The 15,940-nt window shown below is 45.8% G+C and carries 16 protein-coding genes; 4 read left to right on the forward strand and 12 right to left on the reverse strand.

Annotation, left to right across the window (positions count from 1 at the left end; all coding sequences use genetic code 11):
- Positions 1-134 precede the first annotated feature (134 nt).
- The 7 genes from QUB35_RS20300 to QUB35_RS20330 all read right to left on the reverse strand — a co-directional run bounded on the left by QUB35_RS20300 (position 135) and on the right by QUB35_RS20330 (position 5,803).
- On the reverse strand, positions 135-287 hold the full coding sequence (locus QUB35_RS20300; protein WP_333107738.1) for a hypothetical protein: 153 nt from the start codon (positions 285-287) through the stop codon (positions 135-137).
- A gap of 161 nt (positions 288-448) precedes the next feature.
- Entirely contained in the window at positions 449-1,075 is a 627-nt protein-coding gene (locus tag QUB35_RS20305) for a Uma2 family endonuclease (protein WP_333143567.1), read from the reverse strand.
- A gap of 44 nt (positions 1,076-1,119) precedes the next feature.
- A complete protein-coding gene (locus tag QUB35_RS20310; RefSeq protein ID WP_333143568.1) occupies positions 1,120-1,701 on the reverse strand; it encodes a Uma2 family endonuclease in 582 nt (193 codons plus the stop codon).
- A gap of 96 nt (positions 1,702-1,797) precedes the next feature.
- A complete protein-coding gene (locus tag QUB35_RS20315) occupies positions 1,798-2,574 on the reverse strand; it encodes a Uma2 family endonuclease (protein ID WP_333143569.1) in 777 nt (258 codons plus the stop codon).
- A gap of 348 nt (positions 2,575-2,922) precedes the next feature.
- Positions 2,923-4,413: an MlaD family protein gene (locus tag QUB35_RS20320; RefSeq protein ID WP_333143570.1), complete on the reverse strand. Its 1,491-nt coding sequence runs from the start codon at positions 4,411-4,413 to the stop codon at positions 2,923-2,925.
- 146 nt (positions 4,414-4,559) lie between these two features.
- On the reverse strand, positions 4,560-4,934 hold the full coding sequence (locus QUB35_RS20325) for a four helix bundle protein (RefSeq protein WP_333107743.1): 375 nt from the start codon (positions 4,932-4,934) through the stop codon (positions 4,560-4,562).
- Between the two features lie 86 nt (positions 4,935-5,020).
- Complete coding sequence (locus QUB35_RS20330; RefSeq protein WP_333056232.1) at positions 5,021-5,803, reverse strand: ATP-binding cassette domain-containing protein; 783 nt, start codon at positions 5,801-5,803, stop codon at positions 5,021-5,023.
- 164 nt (positions 5,804-5,967) lie between these two features.
- On the opposite strand from QUB35_RS20330, the gene QUB35_RS20335 reads away from it, so the two are divergent.
- Positions 5,968-7,368, forward strand: coding sequence for a gluconeogenesis factor YvcK family protein (locus tag QUB35_RS20335; protein WP_333143571.1), 1,401 nt, complete (start codon positions 5,968-5,970; stop codon positions 7,366-7,368).
- A gap of 148 nt (positions 7,369-7,516) precedes the next feature.
- Positions 7,517-7,966 carry a tRNA (adenosine(37)-N6)-threonylcarbamoyltransferase complex ATPase subunit type 1 TsaE gene (gene tsaE / locus QUB35_RS20340; RefSeq protein WP_333143572.1) on the forward strand — a complete coding sequence of 150 codons (450 nt, stop codon included), beginning with the start codon at positions 7,517-7,519 and terminating at the stop codon, positions 7,964-7,966.
- 80 nt (positions 7,967-8,046) lie between these two features.
- On the opposite strand, the gene QUB35_RS20345 is transcribed toward tsaE, so the two are convergent.
- Genes QUB35_RS20345 through QUB35_RS20355 form a run of 3 tightly spaced genes read right to left on the reverse strand, consistent with a single transcriptional unit; the run spans position 8,047 to position 10,098 of the window.
- The gene (locus QUB35_RS20345; RefSeq protein ID WP_333143573.1) at positions 8,047-8,385 is read right to left on the reverse strand and encodes a DUF5615 family PIN-like protein; all 339 of its coding nucleotides are present in this window, start codon (positions 8,383-8,385) and stop codon (positions 8,047-8,049) included.
- 3 nt (positions 8,386-8,388) lie between these two features.
- Positions 8,389-8,715: a DUF433 domain-containing protein gene (locus tag QUB35_RS20350; protein ID WP_333143574.1), complete on the reverse strand. Its 327-nt coding sequence runs from the start codon at positions 8,713-8,715 to the stop codon at positions 8,389-8,391.
- A gap of 60 nt (positions 8,716-8,775) precedes the next feature.
- A complete protein-coding gene (locus QUB35_RS20355) occupies positions 8,776-10,098 on the reverse strand; it encodes a dihydroorotase (protein WP_333143575.1) in 1,323 nt (440 codons plus the stop codon).
- Positions 10,099-10,187: 89 nt separating this feature from the next.
- Between QUB35_RS20355 and lepB the strand changes: the two genes are divergently transcribed.
- Positions 10,188-10,796: a signal peptidase I gene (gene lepB / locus QUB35_RS20360; protein ID WP_333143576.1), complete on the forward strand. Its 609-nt coding sequence runs from the start codon at positions 10,188-10,190 to the stop codon at positions 10,794-10,796.
- 104 nt (positions 10,797-10,900) lie between these two features.
- Here the strand turns inward: lepB and QUB35_RS20365 are convergent, their stop codons facing one another.
- Both QUB35_RS20365 and QUB35_RS20370 read right to left on the reverse strand, forming a co-directional pair.
- Positions 10,901-12,424 carry a peptide ligase PGM1-related protein gene (locus QUB35_RS20365; RefSeq protein WP_333143577.1) on the reverse strand — a complete coding sequence of 508 codons (1,524 nt, stop codon included), beginning with the start codon at positions 12,422-12,424 and terminating at the stop codon, positions 10,901-10,903.
- A gap of 402 nt (positions 12,425-12,826) precedes the next feature.
- The gene (locus QUB35_RS20370; protein WP_333143578.1) at positions 12,827-14,443 is read right to left on the reverse strand and encodes a glycosyltransferase family 39 protein; all 1,617 of its coding nucleotides are present in this window, start codon (positions 14,441-14,443) and stop codon (positions 12,827-12,829) included.
- Between the two features lie 318 nt (positions 14,444-14,761).
- Between QUB35_RS20370 and recA the strand changes: the two genes are divergently transcribed.
- A complete protein-coding gene (recA, locus tag QUB35_RS20375; RefSeq protein WP_333143579.1) occupies positions 14,762-15,898 on the forward strand; it encodes a recombinase RecA in 1,137 nt (378 codons plus the stop codon).
- Positions 15,899-15,940 lie beyond the last annotated feature (42 nt).

The following is a 15,940-nucleotide window of genomic DNA, read 5'->3' on the forward strand; positions in this document are numbered from 1 at the left end:
CTTACTGGGCGGGCGGCACGCCCATCCCACAAGAAAAAAGGGAAATTATTTAATTGACGATCCTTATCAATTCCGCCGCTAGTGACGACAACTTCGATCGCCAAATCTGGACGTTCCCTATTAGCACCCAACTCCTATGATTTATCTGCTTCCCTTCTGACTAAACCTTCTTCGCTTTCCAATGTCATCGAACCTGTTGGAGTGTAATCTCTATCTGCTTTCATCAAATATATTTGCCGAAAATCACCTATTCTCTCCTTAGCTATTTCGTGTTTTCTTCCAGGCATTTTCTCTATCTCCAGCACTCCCGCTAAAAACGACAATTTAACACCTAGAATATCCCAAATCGGTGCTAAGATTTTGAATTATTGCCAGGTTAATCCGGGAAATAGCAGTGGCCGATCTAATTTTTCTTCTAATATTGTTGTAGTCCTAGCAAACTCGCTCCTTATTCATTAACAATTCCTGCGTTAAACACCTGTTGAGCAGTCAAGTTCAAATCTGGAAAAACAGCCGATTCAATTCTCTCCTCTCCCCGGAACTGCGTCAACTCGTACTCCCCATCAACCAATTGATAAAGCGAAAGCGTAGGTTGTTTGGGATTGCCGATGTAGCGTCTCCCGCCCAATCCCAAATAATCCACAATCCAGTATTCAAGAATGCCCATTTCTTCATAATCGCGTAGTTTAGTAAGATAGTCAGTCTGCCAGTTAGTGCTAACAACTTCTACTGCTAAACGCACCGACGAACCCATTGTGATAATTGATTCTGCTGCCCAACGCGGTTCATTTATCACTTGCTGTCGATCGAGAACGATGACATCTGGCTCATATCCTGATTCGTCGCGATCGGGTTTAAGGACACATTCTTTGGGAAGGAAATAGGGCAATCGGGCATTGCGACATACAACGCCAACTTCTATATTGAGAAAGCCAGAGATTTCTGAATGTTGGCCAGTTCCTTTGGGCATTTCAACAATTACTCCATTGTGCAGTTCGTAGCGGTATTCGGAATTTTCCGGATACCATGCAATAAATTCGTCAAATGTTACTGATTTTGTTAATGCTTGAACCATGTCAATCGCTCCTTGATTCGAGTTATATTTAAAGTTGATTTGAACTATTCCCGCAAAGCCTTAATGAATTCAGTAACAGCATCATATTGATCGAAGTAAGTTACATATCTCACTAACAAAGCAATGTCTAACTCCGGTAACAACTCGCTGCAATCGACTTTTTCGTACTCCTCCCTCAAATAATAGATACTCAGCACTCCATCTTCCCAAAACCAGACTTCAGGTATGCCTAACCGCTTGTATAGTTGAAGTTTATCGATGCCACCGCTGGTGAATACAACTTCGATCGCCAAATCGGGAATTGCCTTTTTAGTCGTCAAATTATATGATTCATCAGGCTCCTTTCTCGCCCCCAGTTCTTTACTACCCAAAGTCGGCCCGCCCTTGATATAAAACCGGATGCCCTTTTCTCTCAGGTATGCTTCTAATAAAGCCCTGATAGTACCCTTTGTCTCTTCATGTTCGGGGCTAACTGTCATAATTTCTAAAATTCCATCTAAGTAAGCAAATTTGATACCGCCGACAGACTCAAAAGCGGCTTCTAGCGATTCAAATTGCGACCAACTCACTCCTCTTAGAGTCAGGCAACTATCGGTGACAGAGTTTTTGACTGCTGTTTGTGTCATGTTTTCTCCTTATCCTTTTTTTAGATTAAGCTTTTGAGAGCGCAACTATTTTCTCAATTTTATTAACTGTTGTTCGATCGCGCGAACCCTACACCTTCAAATGCCATCAGGATCAATGCCCTGACTTCTCAAGTATGCCATTAATCGATCGGCCCTCTGGCGTTCCTCTTCGGCCCTCTGGCGTTCCTCTTCGGTCCTCTGGCGTTCCTGTTCCACCCGTTCCGCACCCCACAGCAGCAAATTGCCATTCTCATCCCACCAGCGCAACCAATAACCCGTTCTCTGAGATTTTTCACCTTCCCAAACCCCCAGAAATAAACCCATTGATTCTATCCAGAATCGCTGATTAGCATCCGGTTCTTGCAATTCGTATTCTCCCGACGCAGAGAGTCTGTACACTTCCAATACTCCCGACTTAGGTTCAAAAATTACATAAATCGGCACTTGCAAAATTCGCTCATAAAACCGCCATTTTCCGTAAGGATATGTCGGTTTATTTGAATATTCACTGCCGTCAGTATCGGATAAAAATTCCATCACTACAGCAGGTACTTCTCCCTCAGCATTGCGCGTATAACTGCGGCGAACTTCTCCTGGTTCTGCTGGCAATACCGACGGAACGTACACCCAATCAGGGGCTTTTACTACTGTTTTGCCGTTAACTTTGGCACAGAGTCCAAAATTGGAAGCTATTAGCATTGAAGCTAGGATAAATCCTGCGAGATCCAAAGCTTCTCGCAAGGCCGCAGCTAAAAGTGGTTGGTCGATGTTTTCCACGGGATCGTCTGGTAATTTAAAGTCATCTGGCAATTTTTCCCAAGTTATATTATACTGACTTTTGGTTACGTCCGGTTTCGATAATGTTTGCGTCATTGGTTTTCTTTGTTTCGATAGAAAGAGTTTTTTGTTAATAGGATTTGGACAATAACTTTAATGCCTGGGTGCGAAAGGCGCACCTTATTAACTAGCTGTAATCTGGGTGTGTATTGCGCTGGTTACTAATTAGAGTATATCGCCACTTTTGTGCAATGGCTGTTTCATTCTCACCAAAAACATGAATTTTGTAGGGGTAGCACGGCCCCTACTCCCCGTGCCTACCCCCGACCTAGAGGATTCGATCGGCAGATCAGACCAAGAGGGCCGGCACGGGGGCACGGCCCCTACCGAGAATGAAACAGCCCTGACTTTTGTGCAAGGGCGGTTATTCAATGATACCCTGTTTTAATGGGTCTTTTCGGGAGCAACTGGTTCTACTGACCGGGCAGTTTGAGAAGGTATAACAGGCAATTTGGGCTGTTTTTGCAAGCGAGGAAATCCAGGATCTACTGATGAATCTCTGGGATGTGTACTCGCATTTACTTTCTCAGAAAGGGGGGCTAATGTTTGAGTCACTTTAACTTGCTGTCGCAGTTGTTCTGTCGAACCCAACAAGCCTCCTAATCCGTTGAACAACCTGCGAATATTGTTGCGGAAAGCCGGATCTCCCGTCAAATCATCCACGTCGGAAGTAATTTTCTGCACGTTCTGAAATGTAGCTCGTGCAGAATCTAGAGTTTGCTGCAATAATAGCAAATTGGCGGGATTGTTTACTTGGCTGGATAAATCTCGCAAATTACTAGAAGCTTGGGCAGCATTCGCTGATAAAACTTCTAAATTGTTCAGCAATTGTCCTTGGTTGATTCGATTAATTGTCGGACTCAAACTGCTGACAGCTACCCGCAGTTCCTGACTGCTTTGATTGATGTTATTCAGAGTTGAGACTAAACTGCCGCGGTTGGTTGCTACTAAAGAATTGACTTGGTTGGCTGTTAATGTAATTTGATTGGCTGCTTGAGTTACTGAATTAGCAGAATTAATCGCAGCTGCAGATACGGCTTTTGTGGAACTGTCCGCCGTAGCTGCTACTTTAGAAACATCAGCGGCAACTCCTGATATTTCCGTCTTGAGCGATTGATTTAAGGTGCTTGCTTCCCCCTTTAATGATTGATTTAAGGTGCTTGCTTCCCCCTTTAATGATTGATTTAAACTTGCTATTTCAGTTTTTAATGATTGATTTAAGCTGCCAAGGTCTCCCCTTACAGATTGATTCAAATTTTTTATTTCCGCTTGTGCCGTTTTAGTTAAAGTCGATAAATCTTGAGTGAGTTTAGCTGCACCTTTAGCTGTGTTGGCTGTATTCTCGGTAAGAGATTTAAGATTGTTAAACAGGGCGGGGTCAGTGTAGAAATTAGCTAGGCGGACTGTGGATTTAATTAGTTCGTCGATAGTGACTCCCGCTTGACCTTTTAAGCGCGAATTTTGGCAGATAATCTCCGGGGGACAGTCGGCACTAACGGGATTGGCGGTAAGTAATGATTCTGGCAAAATCGAGTTGGGGGTAATGTCGATCGACGATTCGCCAATTAAACCCGATTTATTCGCTTCGATCGTAACATCCCTGGGAATCACTAAAGTACCGGGGGCAATCTCCAGCGTCACGTCTACGCCGTTGGAACCCGGTTGGAGGGCGGTAATTTTACCGACGGCAACCCCACGATACCTGATGGGCGTGCCTATTTGCATTCCTTGGGCGCTGCCAAATTCTACGGCGAATTTGTAGCTGCGGTTCCCTATTTGCACGCCCCGCAGCCAGAGCACTAAGCCGCCAAATAAACCGATTCCTACTAAAATTAAGAACCCGACAGAACCTTCTCTTACAGTTCGCGATTGCATATTACCTCCTTTGGCAGTTGATAGTTGGCAGTTGGCAGTTGGCAGTTGGCAGTTGATAGTTGGCAGTTGACAGTTGGCAGTTGGCAGTTGATAGTTGGCAGTTGATAGTTGATAGTTGGCAGTTGGCAGTTGGCAGTTGGCAGTTGTTAATTTTTGTCTGATGTGTTGCCTATAGATTTTAGATAGGCGTTTAGCCTTGGCGAGAGTTCGTCAATAATTGGCTTGAGTGTTTCTACTTGCGTACTTGTTAGTAGTTGCCTAGTATAAGCCCGTCTCAACCAGTGCTTTGTTTCATATAAAGAACCTCTGGCAATCTTGATAAATCGCCGATGATCCTGATAGCTACCTCGACCATCTCCTTCAGCAATATTAGCACCAATACTATCAGCCGATCGAATAATTTGCTTGCCGACAGTATCTTTTGCTAATGCGTCCCATTTTATAACAATATTCCAAATTTCATCAGCTAATTTTTCAGCTAATTTATAAACATCTAACTTCTGAAAGTTTGTTTGTGACATATACTATCTCCCAACAAGACAAACAATTGACCACGACCAACTGACAACGGCCAACTGACAACTGACAACTGACAATTGACAATTGACTATCCAAGCGCTTGAATTGGCCCAGTAACACTGCCGCTAAAAAATTGTCGGATAAGTAAATTATCTGTCGATGCAATGTCATTGACAGTTCCCTCCCACTGCACTTTGCCTCGATAGAGAAATACGATGCGATCGGCAGTGCGGCGGATGGTACTGTCTTGGTGAGTGACGATCGCATAAGTGCTGCAAACACCTTGGGCAGCCTGCAAGTCGCGGATTAAATCTTCAATTACCGTCGAAGCGATCGGATCTAAACCCGCCGTCGGTTCGTCGTACAGCAAAACCTCTGGATTATCCCTGTCATTATCAGGATTCGCCATGATAGCGCGGGCAAAACTTACCCGCTTCCTCATTCCCCCAGACAACTGCGCCGGATAGCGTTCGCCAATTCGCGGCAAACCCACCATCTCCAACTTTTCCTCCACCAATTCCCGAATGCGGCGGCGCGGCAGCTTAGAATGCTGGTAAAGTAAAAAACCGACATTCTCCTCCACCGTCAGCGAATCAAACAAAGCCGCTTGCTGAAACACCATCCCAATTCCGATCGGATCTGCCACGTCGTCCACCCATCCCACCCTGCGCTGTCCCTGAACAAAAACCTCACCGGCATCCGGGGCCAACAAACCCGCAATTATCCGCAAAATAGTAGATTTGCCCGTCCCCGAAGGGCCAATAATTGCCAGGGCCTCTCCCCGATAAATCCTCAGATCGACTCGATCGAGGATCTGGTTCTGGCCGAAGGACTTACTTACCCCCTTGAGTTCGATTAGTGGCTCAGCCATAGCATGTTATCAATAAGTTATCAGTCCTCAGTCATCAGTCTACCTAATGACTCATGACTCATGACTAATCACTAATTACTTAAATTGACTGCCAGAATCAAAACTCTCTTGTATTGTAAATTTGTCAGATCGAGCTGTTCCAATACCCTTAAGACTAATTAACCATGTCAATTAGTTCACTTCCTAAAGCCCTCCGTGTCTTGGCTAAAGCCAAGCAGGTTTTTGCCCAATCCAGAAATCCTTACCCCCCTTCTTTGCGGAACGGGCGAGTTCACCAGTGGTTTAAGTGGTTAGCCCCCGGACTGTTAGTGAAACGGTGGCTGCTGATTAGTGCCAGCGGCGTGGTACTTGCCACTTTGGGTTTAGCGATTTGGACTGGGATGACTCCCATTTTCTTCTTATTGCAATTATTGAGAAATTTTTTGGCGTGGATTGCGGAAGTTATTCCCAATTACGTGTCGGGCCCGATCGTGATTGCTGGCGGGATTTTATTAATTCTGTGGGGACAAACTCGCAGTTTGAACTCTATTACCCAAGTGCTGATGCCCGAAGGGAATGAGGAACTGGTCGATCGACTCCTCAACCACCGCCGCTTGCACCGCGGCCCGAAAATTGTGGCAATTGGGGGCGGTACCGGTCTTTCTAATTTGCTCAGGGGATTGAAGGACTACAGCGCCAAAATCACTGCTATTGTCACGGTGGCGGATGATGGGGGGTCTTCCGGGCGGCTGCGACGGGAAATTGGGGTATTGCCGCCGGGAGACATTCGCAATTGTTTGGCTGCTTTGGCAGATGAGGAAAAGTTATTGACTGAGTTATTTCAATATCGTTTCCGGGCTGGTGACGGTTTGGTGGGTCACAGTTTTGGGAATTTGTTTTTGACGGCGATGAGCGATATTGCTGGAGATTTGGAACAGGCGATCGCCGCGAGTTCTAAAGTTTTAGCAGTGAGGGGAGAAGTGCTGCCGGCTACTCTGAGCGACGTTTCTTTGTGGGCAGAACTGGCTGACGGCCGCAGGATTGAGGGGGAGTCCAGTATTACAAAAGCTAACGGCCAAATCATCAAAATTGGCTGCACTCCTGCTAATCCTCCGGCGTTGCCCAAGGTAGCCCAAGCACTTCGGGAAGCGGATTTTATCATTATTGGGCCGGGGAGTCTTTATACGAGTGTCATTCCGAATTTGTTGGTGCCGGAAATTGCTGATGCGATCGCCAACAGCGAAGTTCCGCGCATTTATGTTTGCAATATTATGACTCAGCCGGGGGAAACTGACGGATACAGTGTTGCAGACCACATTCGGGCGATCGACCGCGCTTGCGGCAGGCCGCTGTTCGATGCTGTAGTAGTTCAAGGAAAAGTCCCTTCTGCAAAGGCTTTGATTCGCTATTCTCAGGAGGATTCTTATCCGGTTGTACTCGATCGAGAAGCCGTAACGCAATTGGGGCGGCGAATTGTCATCGCAAATGTCATGGATGAAGATAAAAATACGGGTTTAATTCGCCACAATTCGCAAAGGTTGGCGGGGATGTTGCTGCGTTGGTACGGCCGCGCGCAAAACATTTAAGCTGCTGACAGTTGACAGTTGACAGTTGACAGTTGACAGTTGACAGTTGACTGTTCACTCATGTTATTGGCTATTGGTTATTGGCCGATCCAAACGAGTAACAAATAACAAATAACAAATGACTAATAACAGATAACAAATAACTAAAATGATACTTTCTCTTCCAGATGCTGAAGCTACGCGCAAGTTTGGTTTTGCGTTAGGTCGATCGCTCCCCCCCGGCACTGTAATCTTATTACAAGGAGATTTAGGTGCAGGCAAAACTACCTTGGTTCAAGGTATCGCTGAAGGTTTAGGAATCTCCGACTCGATCGAAAGTCCTACTTTTACGCTGATTAACGAGTATTTTGGAGGACGAATTCCGCTGTATCATCTAGATTTGTATCGACTAGAACCCCAAGAAGCCGAGGCTTTGCACTTAGAAAGTTATTGGGACGGATTAGAAAGGGATTTGGGAATTGTGGCGATCGAATGGGCGGAAAGATTGCAGTACAAACCAGAAAATTATTTGCAAATTTCTTTGAGTTATCTAGATAACGGGCGGCAAATTGAAGTAATTGGTAATGGCGAGTTATTGGATGGGCAATGGGAAAAGTGAGACAGGGCGATCGAATTTAGATGTTGCACCATTCTCACTCAGCCTGTTAAGAGAGAATGGTGTAACATCTCAGCGCGTACTTACTGCGGACGGTTGACACGAATCAATTTGCCTCTCAAACTTTCTTCACCAGCAATAGCATCATTGATGCGTGTTGCCAACATTTCTACATTCCGATTTTTGGTACAAACAATAATACCAGAGTGGTCTGGCTGTCGGTTGTGCAGCCCGATAAAATCAAACCGATTTAATGTCAAAACAGCTCTATCTTTGCTTATAGCAAATGCTAGCACCTCTGGATCTGGAATCCCAAGTCCTGCTTTTCCTGCTTCCTGAACAGTCAGGATATTGTGACCAAAAGCGCGCAGCAATTGCACAACGGGCAAAGGAAATTGTTCGTCTGCATACAAATTCAGCATGACTCAGGCTTCCTCATTCTTGCAGATTGCTTCTTCGATTTCCTCCAGATGTGCATCAGCATAAGTCCAAACATTGACTAGATCTGCCGCGCGGAGATGGGGATAAAATTGTAGAAGTTCAGCATCGCTTGAACCTTCACGGCGAAAACTTTCAAGCAGCCAAACTGGGATGCGAGTTTTGGCAATGCAAGCATCGCCGCCACACACGTCGGGAGTTTTGGTAATTCCTGGCCAGCTATTGTTTAAACTTTGGGTTAAAAGCCGTATGGCTTCAGCTTTCTCAGTCGGAGTTAAGGCCAGGAGTTGTGTTTCTAGTTCTTCGAGAAGCATGGGTAAAATCGCCTTTGCGAGCGGGAATACCCAATTATAACATTTGAGTTAAATTCATGCTTACTCAGCGTCAAATGTCAAGGCTTCTCCCCTCACATTTGTATCCAATTTACCATTTTCAAAAACAACTTTTCCTCCAACAACAGTCACAACTGGCCATCCAGTCAAATTCCATCCTTCAAAGGAACTCCAGCCGCACTTACTCGCCATCTCTGCGCCGACTACCGGGCGGTATTTCTCCAAATCAACTAAGACTAAATCTGCATCAAAACCCGGTGCAATTTGCCCTTTTTTCGGAATCTTATAAGCCTTAGCAACTGCCGCCGACATCCAATTAGCAACTTGTGCCACTGTACATCTTCCCTCTACTGCTTGGGTCAGCATCAAAGGCAAAGAAGTTTCGACACCGGGCATTCCAGACGGCGTATTCGGATAATCTTGAGCTTTTTCTGCTAATGTATGTGGCGCATGGTCGGTGGCGATAAAATCAATTACGCCGTCTAGTAAAGCTTGCCAAAGTATTTCGTTATCGCGGGGCTCGCGCAAAGGCGGATTCATCTGAGCTAAACTGCCAATTTTTTGATAGGCGCTGGTATTTAACAACAAATGCTGCGGCGTTACTTCTGCCGTTACCCAACTCGGTTTTTCCTGGCGCAAAAACTCAGCTTCTTCTCCTGTCGATAGGTGCAGAATATGCAGTCGGCGCTGATATTTATTAGAAAGTTTTACTGCTAGTTGAGTTGCCAATAAAGCTGCTTGATTGTCTTGAATTTGCGAGTGAACTGCAATATCGGTAATACCAGCAAATTCTTGACGACGCTGGTTGATTCTAGCTTGGTCTTCTGCGTGTACCGCAATTAGTCGATCGCCCTTCGCAAAAATTACCTCTAAATTTGCTGCATCATCCATCAATAAGTCCCCGTGCATCGAACCCATAAACACCTTAATTCCCGGAGTCGGATTGGCATCCAACAAATCGGGTAAAATCTCAGGAGTAGCCCCAATAAAAAAGCCGTAATTGACCAAACACTTCTCGGCAGCGCGACTTAGTTTATCATCTAAGGCAGCTTGGGTTGTGGTCAGAGGTCGCGTATTCGGCATTTCCAGAAACGATGTCACGCCGCCTTTAGCGCAAGCACAGCTAGCGGTAAATAAGTCTTCCTTGTGTTCTAAACCCGGTTCCCGGAAGTGTACCTGGGGATCAATTACTCCGGGCAACAGAGTTAAGCCTTTCGCATCTATTTCTCGATCGCCAGATTCGACAATTTCCGCAGCAACTTGGACAATTTTGCGATCGCAGATTTGCACATCTCCTACCAAAAACTCACCGTTGGGCAAAAGAATGCGAGCGCGACGGATTAACAAACTTGATTGGGTAGTCATAAGATATCCTTAATTCAGTAAACAGCGTGCTAGCATGGAAGCATTATTAAGTTTATAATTCGTATCCAGCTCAGTCACTACAATACCCTATGACTCGTCTAGACAAGTCAGCCGACGAAAAACCTCCGCAAGACACCGAAAATCCTTGGATCGAAGGAATTAAGACGATCGGCTTAGCAGCATTTTTAGCCTTTGGTATCCGCACCCTGGTTGCCGAAGCACGCTACATTCCGACCGGCTCGATGCTCCCAACCTTGCAAATTAACGATCGATTAATCATAGATAAGGTAAGCTATCGATTCCAAGAGCCCCAGCGAGGAGATATTATCGTATTTATGCCTCCTGACCAGGCTAGTTTGTGCACGGGACAGCCACCACCGATCAAAGATGCCTATATCAAGCGAGTGATCGGACTGCCGGGGGACAGTGTGGAAGTCAGAGAGGGAAAAGTTTTTATTAACAAGCAGCCGCTACAGGAAAAATATATTGAAGAAATTCCGCAGTATCCCTACGGGCCTGTAGTTGTAGCTCAAAATTCTTACTTGGTGCTCGGCGACAACCGCAACGCAAGCTGTGACAGTCATTACTGGGGCTTTGTACCCAAGCAAAATATCATCGGTAGGGCAATTGTGCGTTTTTGGCCACTCAACCGCACAGGGTCGATCGACCCCACGCCCCTTTATCCCGCTAAAAATTAGCTACAACCCGCAACCCGCAGATTAAAATCTGCGGTTGTCAGTTTAAAGTACCAATTACTTATTAGCCATTTTCCACGACCAAATAATTAATGGTTAAATGAGATTTAGTATGAGGTTTCGCGATCGAGAACTTTCACAACTTTGTTATACCTCTCCTCAGCTTCTTGCTGCGAATTGCCGATACTCGTCACTCCCAATTTGCCAAACTCCGACAAACAACCCATTAAATGAAACACACTGCCCGTCTCAGTACCGCTGTCAAAGTGCAGTTGATTGTCAGCAATAATATCCATCAAATCGTTCGGTAATAATCCCCGATAGCGCTCTTTTTTCAAATTGTCCGAAGCGACATAATATTTCGGACGGCCCTGCTGGCTGTAAAATAATCCGGTAGTACGATCGTACCGACCGTTTGTTAACAGCTTCAAAGCCATAAACGGATGAGTTGTGCCTCCTTTACGTAAGTTAATTTCTATTGCTTGAAGCTCCCATTTCCCATCGGATTGCTTTACAGCGAGAAAATCTACTCCAAATCTCTCTAAAGCCCCTTTTTTAGCTAAGTTTTGCCCTACTTTCCATCCCAATTCCTGCAACGCTATTCGATAAGATTCGTCGGCAGGAAATCGGCAACCTAAGAAAATTTGACCGTCTGGGCCTCCTAAAATTTGGTCGTGGGTTGAGAGAATTTCTACTTCGCCGCTGGGGACAATTCTGCCTTGAACGCTGGGCGAGAACTTTTCTTCTCCTTCGATAAATGCTTCGGCAATTGCCCCTAATTCGGGAATGCGGCTGCTAAAATTTTCCCAGGTTTCGCCCGTTGCTTGAAAGCGCAAATTATGGAAGCTATCGCCAATTGCCTTCGCTCTTTCTGTAGGCGCTTTACCTGCGAGGGACTTCAGATCTAAAATTGCATTCCCTTCCCCCGAAAAACCTTCATTTAACTTAATTACGATCCGCTGCAAATGTGGCTGCCGTTCCCACAACGCGCCCGCAGCTTCCGCTAAATCTTCCGCATTAAAAACCAACTCAGAACCGTCAGGATAAGGCACGCCACATTCTTTAAAAATTTGCCGGCTGCCGCTTTTTGTTCCCCAGTATAACAGATCGGGATCGCTGGCCCACAAAGGAATCCCCAATTTAACAGATAACTCGCGTTCTAAGGGCGTGGAGTTATAACAAACCATATAAGATTTTGTCGGCCGCACTGCTTGACGAATGCGCTCCATCAAGCGGGGACGGTCTAAAATTTTCTGGGTGAGGGATTTGGCGGAAGCATCGTAAGCACTGAACAGCAAAAGCCGATCGCGCGCGTGAGAAAATGGAATTCCCGGCAGCAATTGCAGGTAATAATCCACAATCATCGGGTGCAATGGCTCCGAGGTAATGTAAATTAAGCGCGTGCGGGGATTTCGCAGGCGAATCAATGAAAATAAATGCCGCTCTTCGTAGTGGTAAACACCCTCAACTTTCTGCATTTCTTGCTGATCTAAGCTGACAGAAGGAATGATAATAATGTCACAATCTCCGCCGTCGAATTCTTCGACTGCTCGCCAACGTTCGCGTAATTCTGTCTGAAGATTGCGAAACTTCTGGGCGGATTCGGAAGATGAATTATTTAACTCTTGCATTGCTTTTTATCCTAAGTATTCAAATAATTATTGCTGATGATGTCGGGTGTGTCAGCCCAGATAAGTACGGACACTGCACCGTGTCCTTCTTCGTGTCAATAAACACGTTAAACCCAGTCAGAGACTCCGGTTTGACTATTAAGCCTAGATCCCCCCTAGCCCCCCTTAAGAAGGGGGGAACCGGAAATGGCTCAAAGTCAACCCCTACTCCCCTTCTTAAGGGGGATTTAGGGGGATCTATACTTAGCGTAAAAACGAGATTTCTCAGGGCTTTCAGCTTTAAGTTGACACTCCTTGAGCAATGCCCTATCCCTACAGCGTCGGAGACGGCACGGTGCGGTATCCCTACAAATGCTCGCGTACAATCTATCTGTATCACTATCACTACTTTTGGGAATTGGTTTAAGAAGCTCGCCGCGCTCGAAAAAGTCTGGCATACTGCAAAATTGGCTCTAAGCGGCGTTGATTTTGCTTGAGTGCCGAGATCAATTTTTCCGAAGGGCGGAATACCAGAGGAGCCGAATATTTGTTCAGCATCTCCATATCTGGCGACTGGCTCATCAGCATCAGCCGCACGTCTTTGTCGAGCAAATAACTCAGAGACAGCAAATCTCCCATGTTCGTAAAATCGTTGCCGCGATCGCTAATTACAATTGTATCTTTAATCGATCGGTTAGCTATCGCCTCTTTGTTAATAATTTTCGCAACTTCAGCATTAAAATAGCTCAAGTCTTTGCTCCACCAAGTATCAGAAAAAGCGCTGACCGTACAGGATGCTACACTTGCTGTAAATACCAGGGCTAAAATGACTTGCCAAAACCGCTGCTGAGTTTTCACGTTACTTGCGAGCAAGTAAGCAACTGCTAGCTGCACTCCCGGAAAGCAGGAAATCAGATAGCGGCTGACGGCCGAACGTTTGCCGCCTAGGATTAGATCCGGTAACGCCAAGATCAAAAAAGGTACAAAAATTGATGTTAAAATAAACAGCCAAGTTGAACTGCTAGTGCGGCGGCAGATTTGGTAAATGGCAGCAGCAATTAACAGCAAAAATGGCAATCTCAGCAAATAAGTCCAGATATTATCAAAGCCTAAGTCGAAGTCAAAAAATAATGCTGTAAAGCTGAGCGTCCATAATTTAACAAGATACAGCCAACCCGGAGATACTCGCGTCCAATCTGTCGTAGCTGATGCTCGTCCCAGGTTGGTTGCCAGCACGTAAATCCACGGAAGATACAATATTAAAGCGGCTGTTACTGCTAAAAAGAATTGGGAATTAGTTACATGACCTCGCAATTTAGTTTTTTTGATAAACAACCAGTAATAAATTATAAAAACTCCGTGTCCGATGAGTGTTAAACTGAAGAAAGGGTGAGTGTAGAAACCAAGGGCGATCGCCAGCGAGTAAAATACCCAATTTTGCCAACCCCGCAACCGCACTGCTCTCAGCAGCAGCCAACTGCTGCCAATAACTATGGCTGTCAGCAAACTGTACTGCCTTGCTGTCTGAGCAAACAATAGGTCAAAGGGTGATAAAGCCAAAAGTGCTGTTGCTAATAACGCAGCCAAATTCGAGGCGAAAAGTTCCTGAGCTAAAGCGTACATCAAAGGCAGCGACAGCAAACTCAATATTGCTGGCCAACTGCGCGATGCTGTTAGAGAACTGCCAAATTCCTGCATCCACCAACGAGCCATGAGAAAGTATAAAGGCGGATGCTGCGGGTCTTCTAGTGCTAAAGAACGAATTGTGTCTGCTTCTGTAGTTCCCGGTTTAATCCGCTGATATTTTTGCAATTCTGGTGCGGGAACAATCCGGTTTTGGAATAGTTCGTCGTCGATTTCTTGGCGGGTGAAACCAGCGGCGCGGATTGATGTGTAAGCTTCGTCGTGCCAGTAAAGTTTGCGATCGATCTCAAAAAACCGAAATCCGATACCTAGTAAAATGCCGATCGCCAATAAGTTCATCAGCCAGCGGGAATTTTTGCTATTAACAGATGTGTCTTGATGTGTTGTAGATCCCATGCTTGTCCTAATTGTGGCGATTCCCTCCGGGATAGCTACGCTTCACGGAATTTGGAACTGTAGACCATCGTAAACCGCACTCCCAGAGCGATCGATACCAACTACATCCCCTAACAGACAATAATTCTACCCTCTGCCGGATGCCGAATACCTTCTAGCTCAGAGCCTTCTGAAAGCTGGCTCAGGCTGAACCACCCCAAAAATCAAGAATCTTCAGCCAGATCCTCCCAGAACCTCCAGAGCCCAAAAATAACTGCTAACATACGTGTTGTACAGTTAATCAACAAGCTCCGCAAGGGGTCTACCCGCGTACCGCAAATGGCAAAAAAAGAAGCGTCTATAAAAACTTCCACTGAAAACTCAGAAAAGCAAAAAGCCCTAACTTCCGTACTTTCCCAAATCGAGCGCAGCTTTGGCAAAGGGGCGATCGTCCGATTGGGAGACTCCACTCGCATGAGGGTAGAAACCATTCCCACCGGAGCCCTGACACTGGACATTGCTTTGGGCGGCGGTTTGCCAAAAGGCCGAGTTATTGAAATTTACGGCCCGGAAAGTTCCGGTAAAACCACTCTAGCTCTCCACGCGATCGCCGAAGTCCAAAAATCCGGCGGTATCGCAGCCTTCGTGGATGCCGAACACGCCCTCGATCCCACCTACGCCTCAGCTTTAGGCGTCGATATTGAAAATCTCTTAGTTTCCCAGCCGGATACCGGCGAAATGGCCCTAGAAATAGTCGATCAACTCGTCCGTTCCGTCGCCGTCGATATCGTAGTAATTGACTCCGTAGCCGCCCTCGTCCCCCGCGCCGAAATCGAAGGCGACATGGGCGACTCCCATATGGGTTTGCAAGCGCGCTTGATGAGCCAAGCTTTGCGGAAAATCACCGGCAACATCGGCAAATCCGGCTGTACCGTCATTTTCCTCAACCAATTGCGGCAGAAAATCGGCATAACTTACGGCAACCCGGAAACAACAACCGGCGGTAACGCACTCAAGTTCTACGCCAGCGTGCGGCTTGACATTCGCCGCATTCAAAGCTTGAAAAAAGGTACAGAAGAATACGGCAACCGCACGAAAGTTAAAGTTGCTAAAAATAAAGTTGCTCCGCCTTTCCGTATTGCCGAATTTGACATTGTATTTGGCAAAGGCATTTCTACTTTAGGCTGTCTGACTGACTTGGCCGACGAAATGGGAGTAATCATCAAAAAAGGTTCTTGGTATAGCTACAACGGAGAGAACATAGCTCAAGGACGAGACAAAGTGATCCAGCACATGGAGAAAAACATCGATTTCAAAAATGAAATTGAGGAGCTAGTTAAAAAGAAACTTGAGACTGGTGCTCTAGTTTCTGCTAATTCTGTCGCTCCTATTGAGGTAGATGATGTAGATGATGTAGATGATGTAGATGATGTAGATGATGTAGATGATGTAGAAGTTTTGGACGAAGAAATCTAAGTTTTTTAGCTAAAACAGCAGAATCCCCACACTGAATTTAGA

This window comes from Microcoleus sp. B13-B6, assembly GCF_036705405.1.
Classification (GTDB): domain Bacteria; phylum Cyanobacteriota; class Cyanobacteriia; order Cyanobacteriales; family Microcoleaceae; genus Microcoleus.

Bases quoted from the DNA above. Each gene is read 5' to 3' on its own strand.
- QUB35_RS20335 (WP_333143571.1), top strand. From the start codon at position 5,968: ATGTCAATTAGTTCACTTCCTAAAGCCCTCCGTGTCTTGGCTAAAGCC.
- QUB35_RS20345 (WP_333143573.1), bottom strand. From the start codon at position 8,385: ATGCTGAATTTGTATGCAGACGAACAATTTCCTTTGCCCGTTGTGCAA.
- QUB35_RS20365 (WP_333143577.1), bottom strand. From the start codon at position 12,424: ATGCAAGAGTTAAATAATTCATCTTCCGAATCCGCCCAGAAGTTTCGC.
- recA (WP_333143579.1), top strand. From the start codon at position 14,762: ATGGCAAAAAAAGAAGCGTCTATAAAAACTTCCACTGAAAACTCAGAA.
- QUB35_RS20315 (WP_333143569.1), bottom strand. From the start codon at position 2,574: ATGACGCAAACATTATCGAAACCGGACGTAACCAAAAGTCAGTATAAT.
- QUB35_RS20320 (WP_333143570.1), bottom strand. From the start codon at position 4,413: ATGCAATCGCGAACTGTAAGAGAAGGTTCTGTCGGGTTCTTAATTTTA.
- QUB35_RS20330 (WP_333056232.1), bottom strand. From the start codon at position 5,803: ATGGCTGAGCCACTAATCGAACTCAAGGGGGTAAGTAAGTCCTTCGGC.
- tsaE (WP_333143572.1), top strand. From the start codon at position 7,517: ATGATACTTTCTCTTCCAGATGCTGAAGCTACGCGCAAGTTTGGTTTT.
- QUB35_RS20370 (WP_333143578.1), bottom strand. From the start codon at position 14,443: ATGGGATCTACAACACATCAAGACACATCTGTTAATAGCAAAAATTCC.
- QUB35_RS20350 (WP_333143574.1), bottom strand. From the start codon at position 8,715: ATGCTTCTCGAAGAACTAGAAACACAACTCCTGGCCTTAACTCCGACT.
- lepB (WP_333143576.1), top strand. From the start codon at position 10,188: ATGACTCGTCTAGACAAGTCAGCCGACGAAAAACCTCCGCAAGACACC.
- QUB35_RS20300 (WP_333107738.1), bottom strand. From the start codon at position 287: ATGCCTGGAAGAAAACACGAAATAGCTAAGGAGAGAATAGGTGATTTT.
- QUB35_RS20310 (WP_333143568.1), bottom strand. From the start codon at position 1,701: ATGACACAAACAGCAGTCAAAAACTCTGTCACCGATAGTTGCCTGACT.
- QUB35_RS20355 (WP_333143575.1), bottom strand. From the start codon at position 10,098: ATGACTACCCAATCAAGTTTGTTAATCCGTCGCGCTCGCATTCTTTTG.
- QUB35_RS20325 (WP_333107743.1), bottom strand. From the start codon at position 4,934: ATGTCACAAACAAACTTTCAGAAGTTAGATGTTTATAAATTAGCTGAA.
- QUB35_RS20305 (WP_333143567.1), bottom strand. From the start codon at position 1,075: ATGGTTCAAGCATTAACAAAATCAGTAACATTTGACGAATTTATTGCA.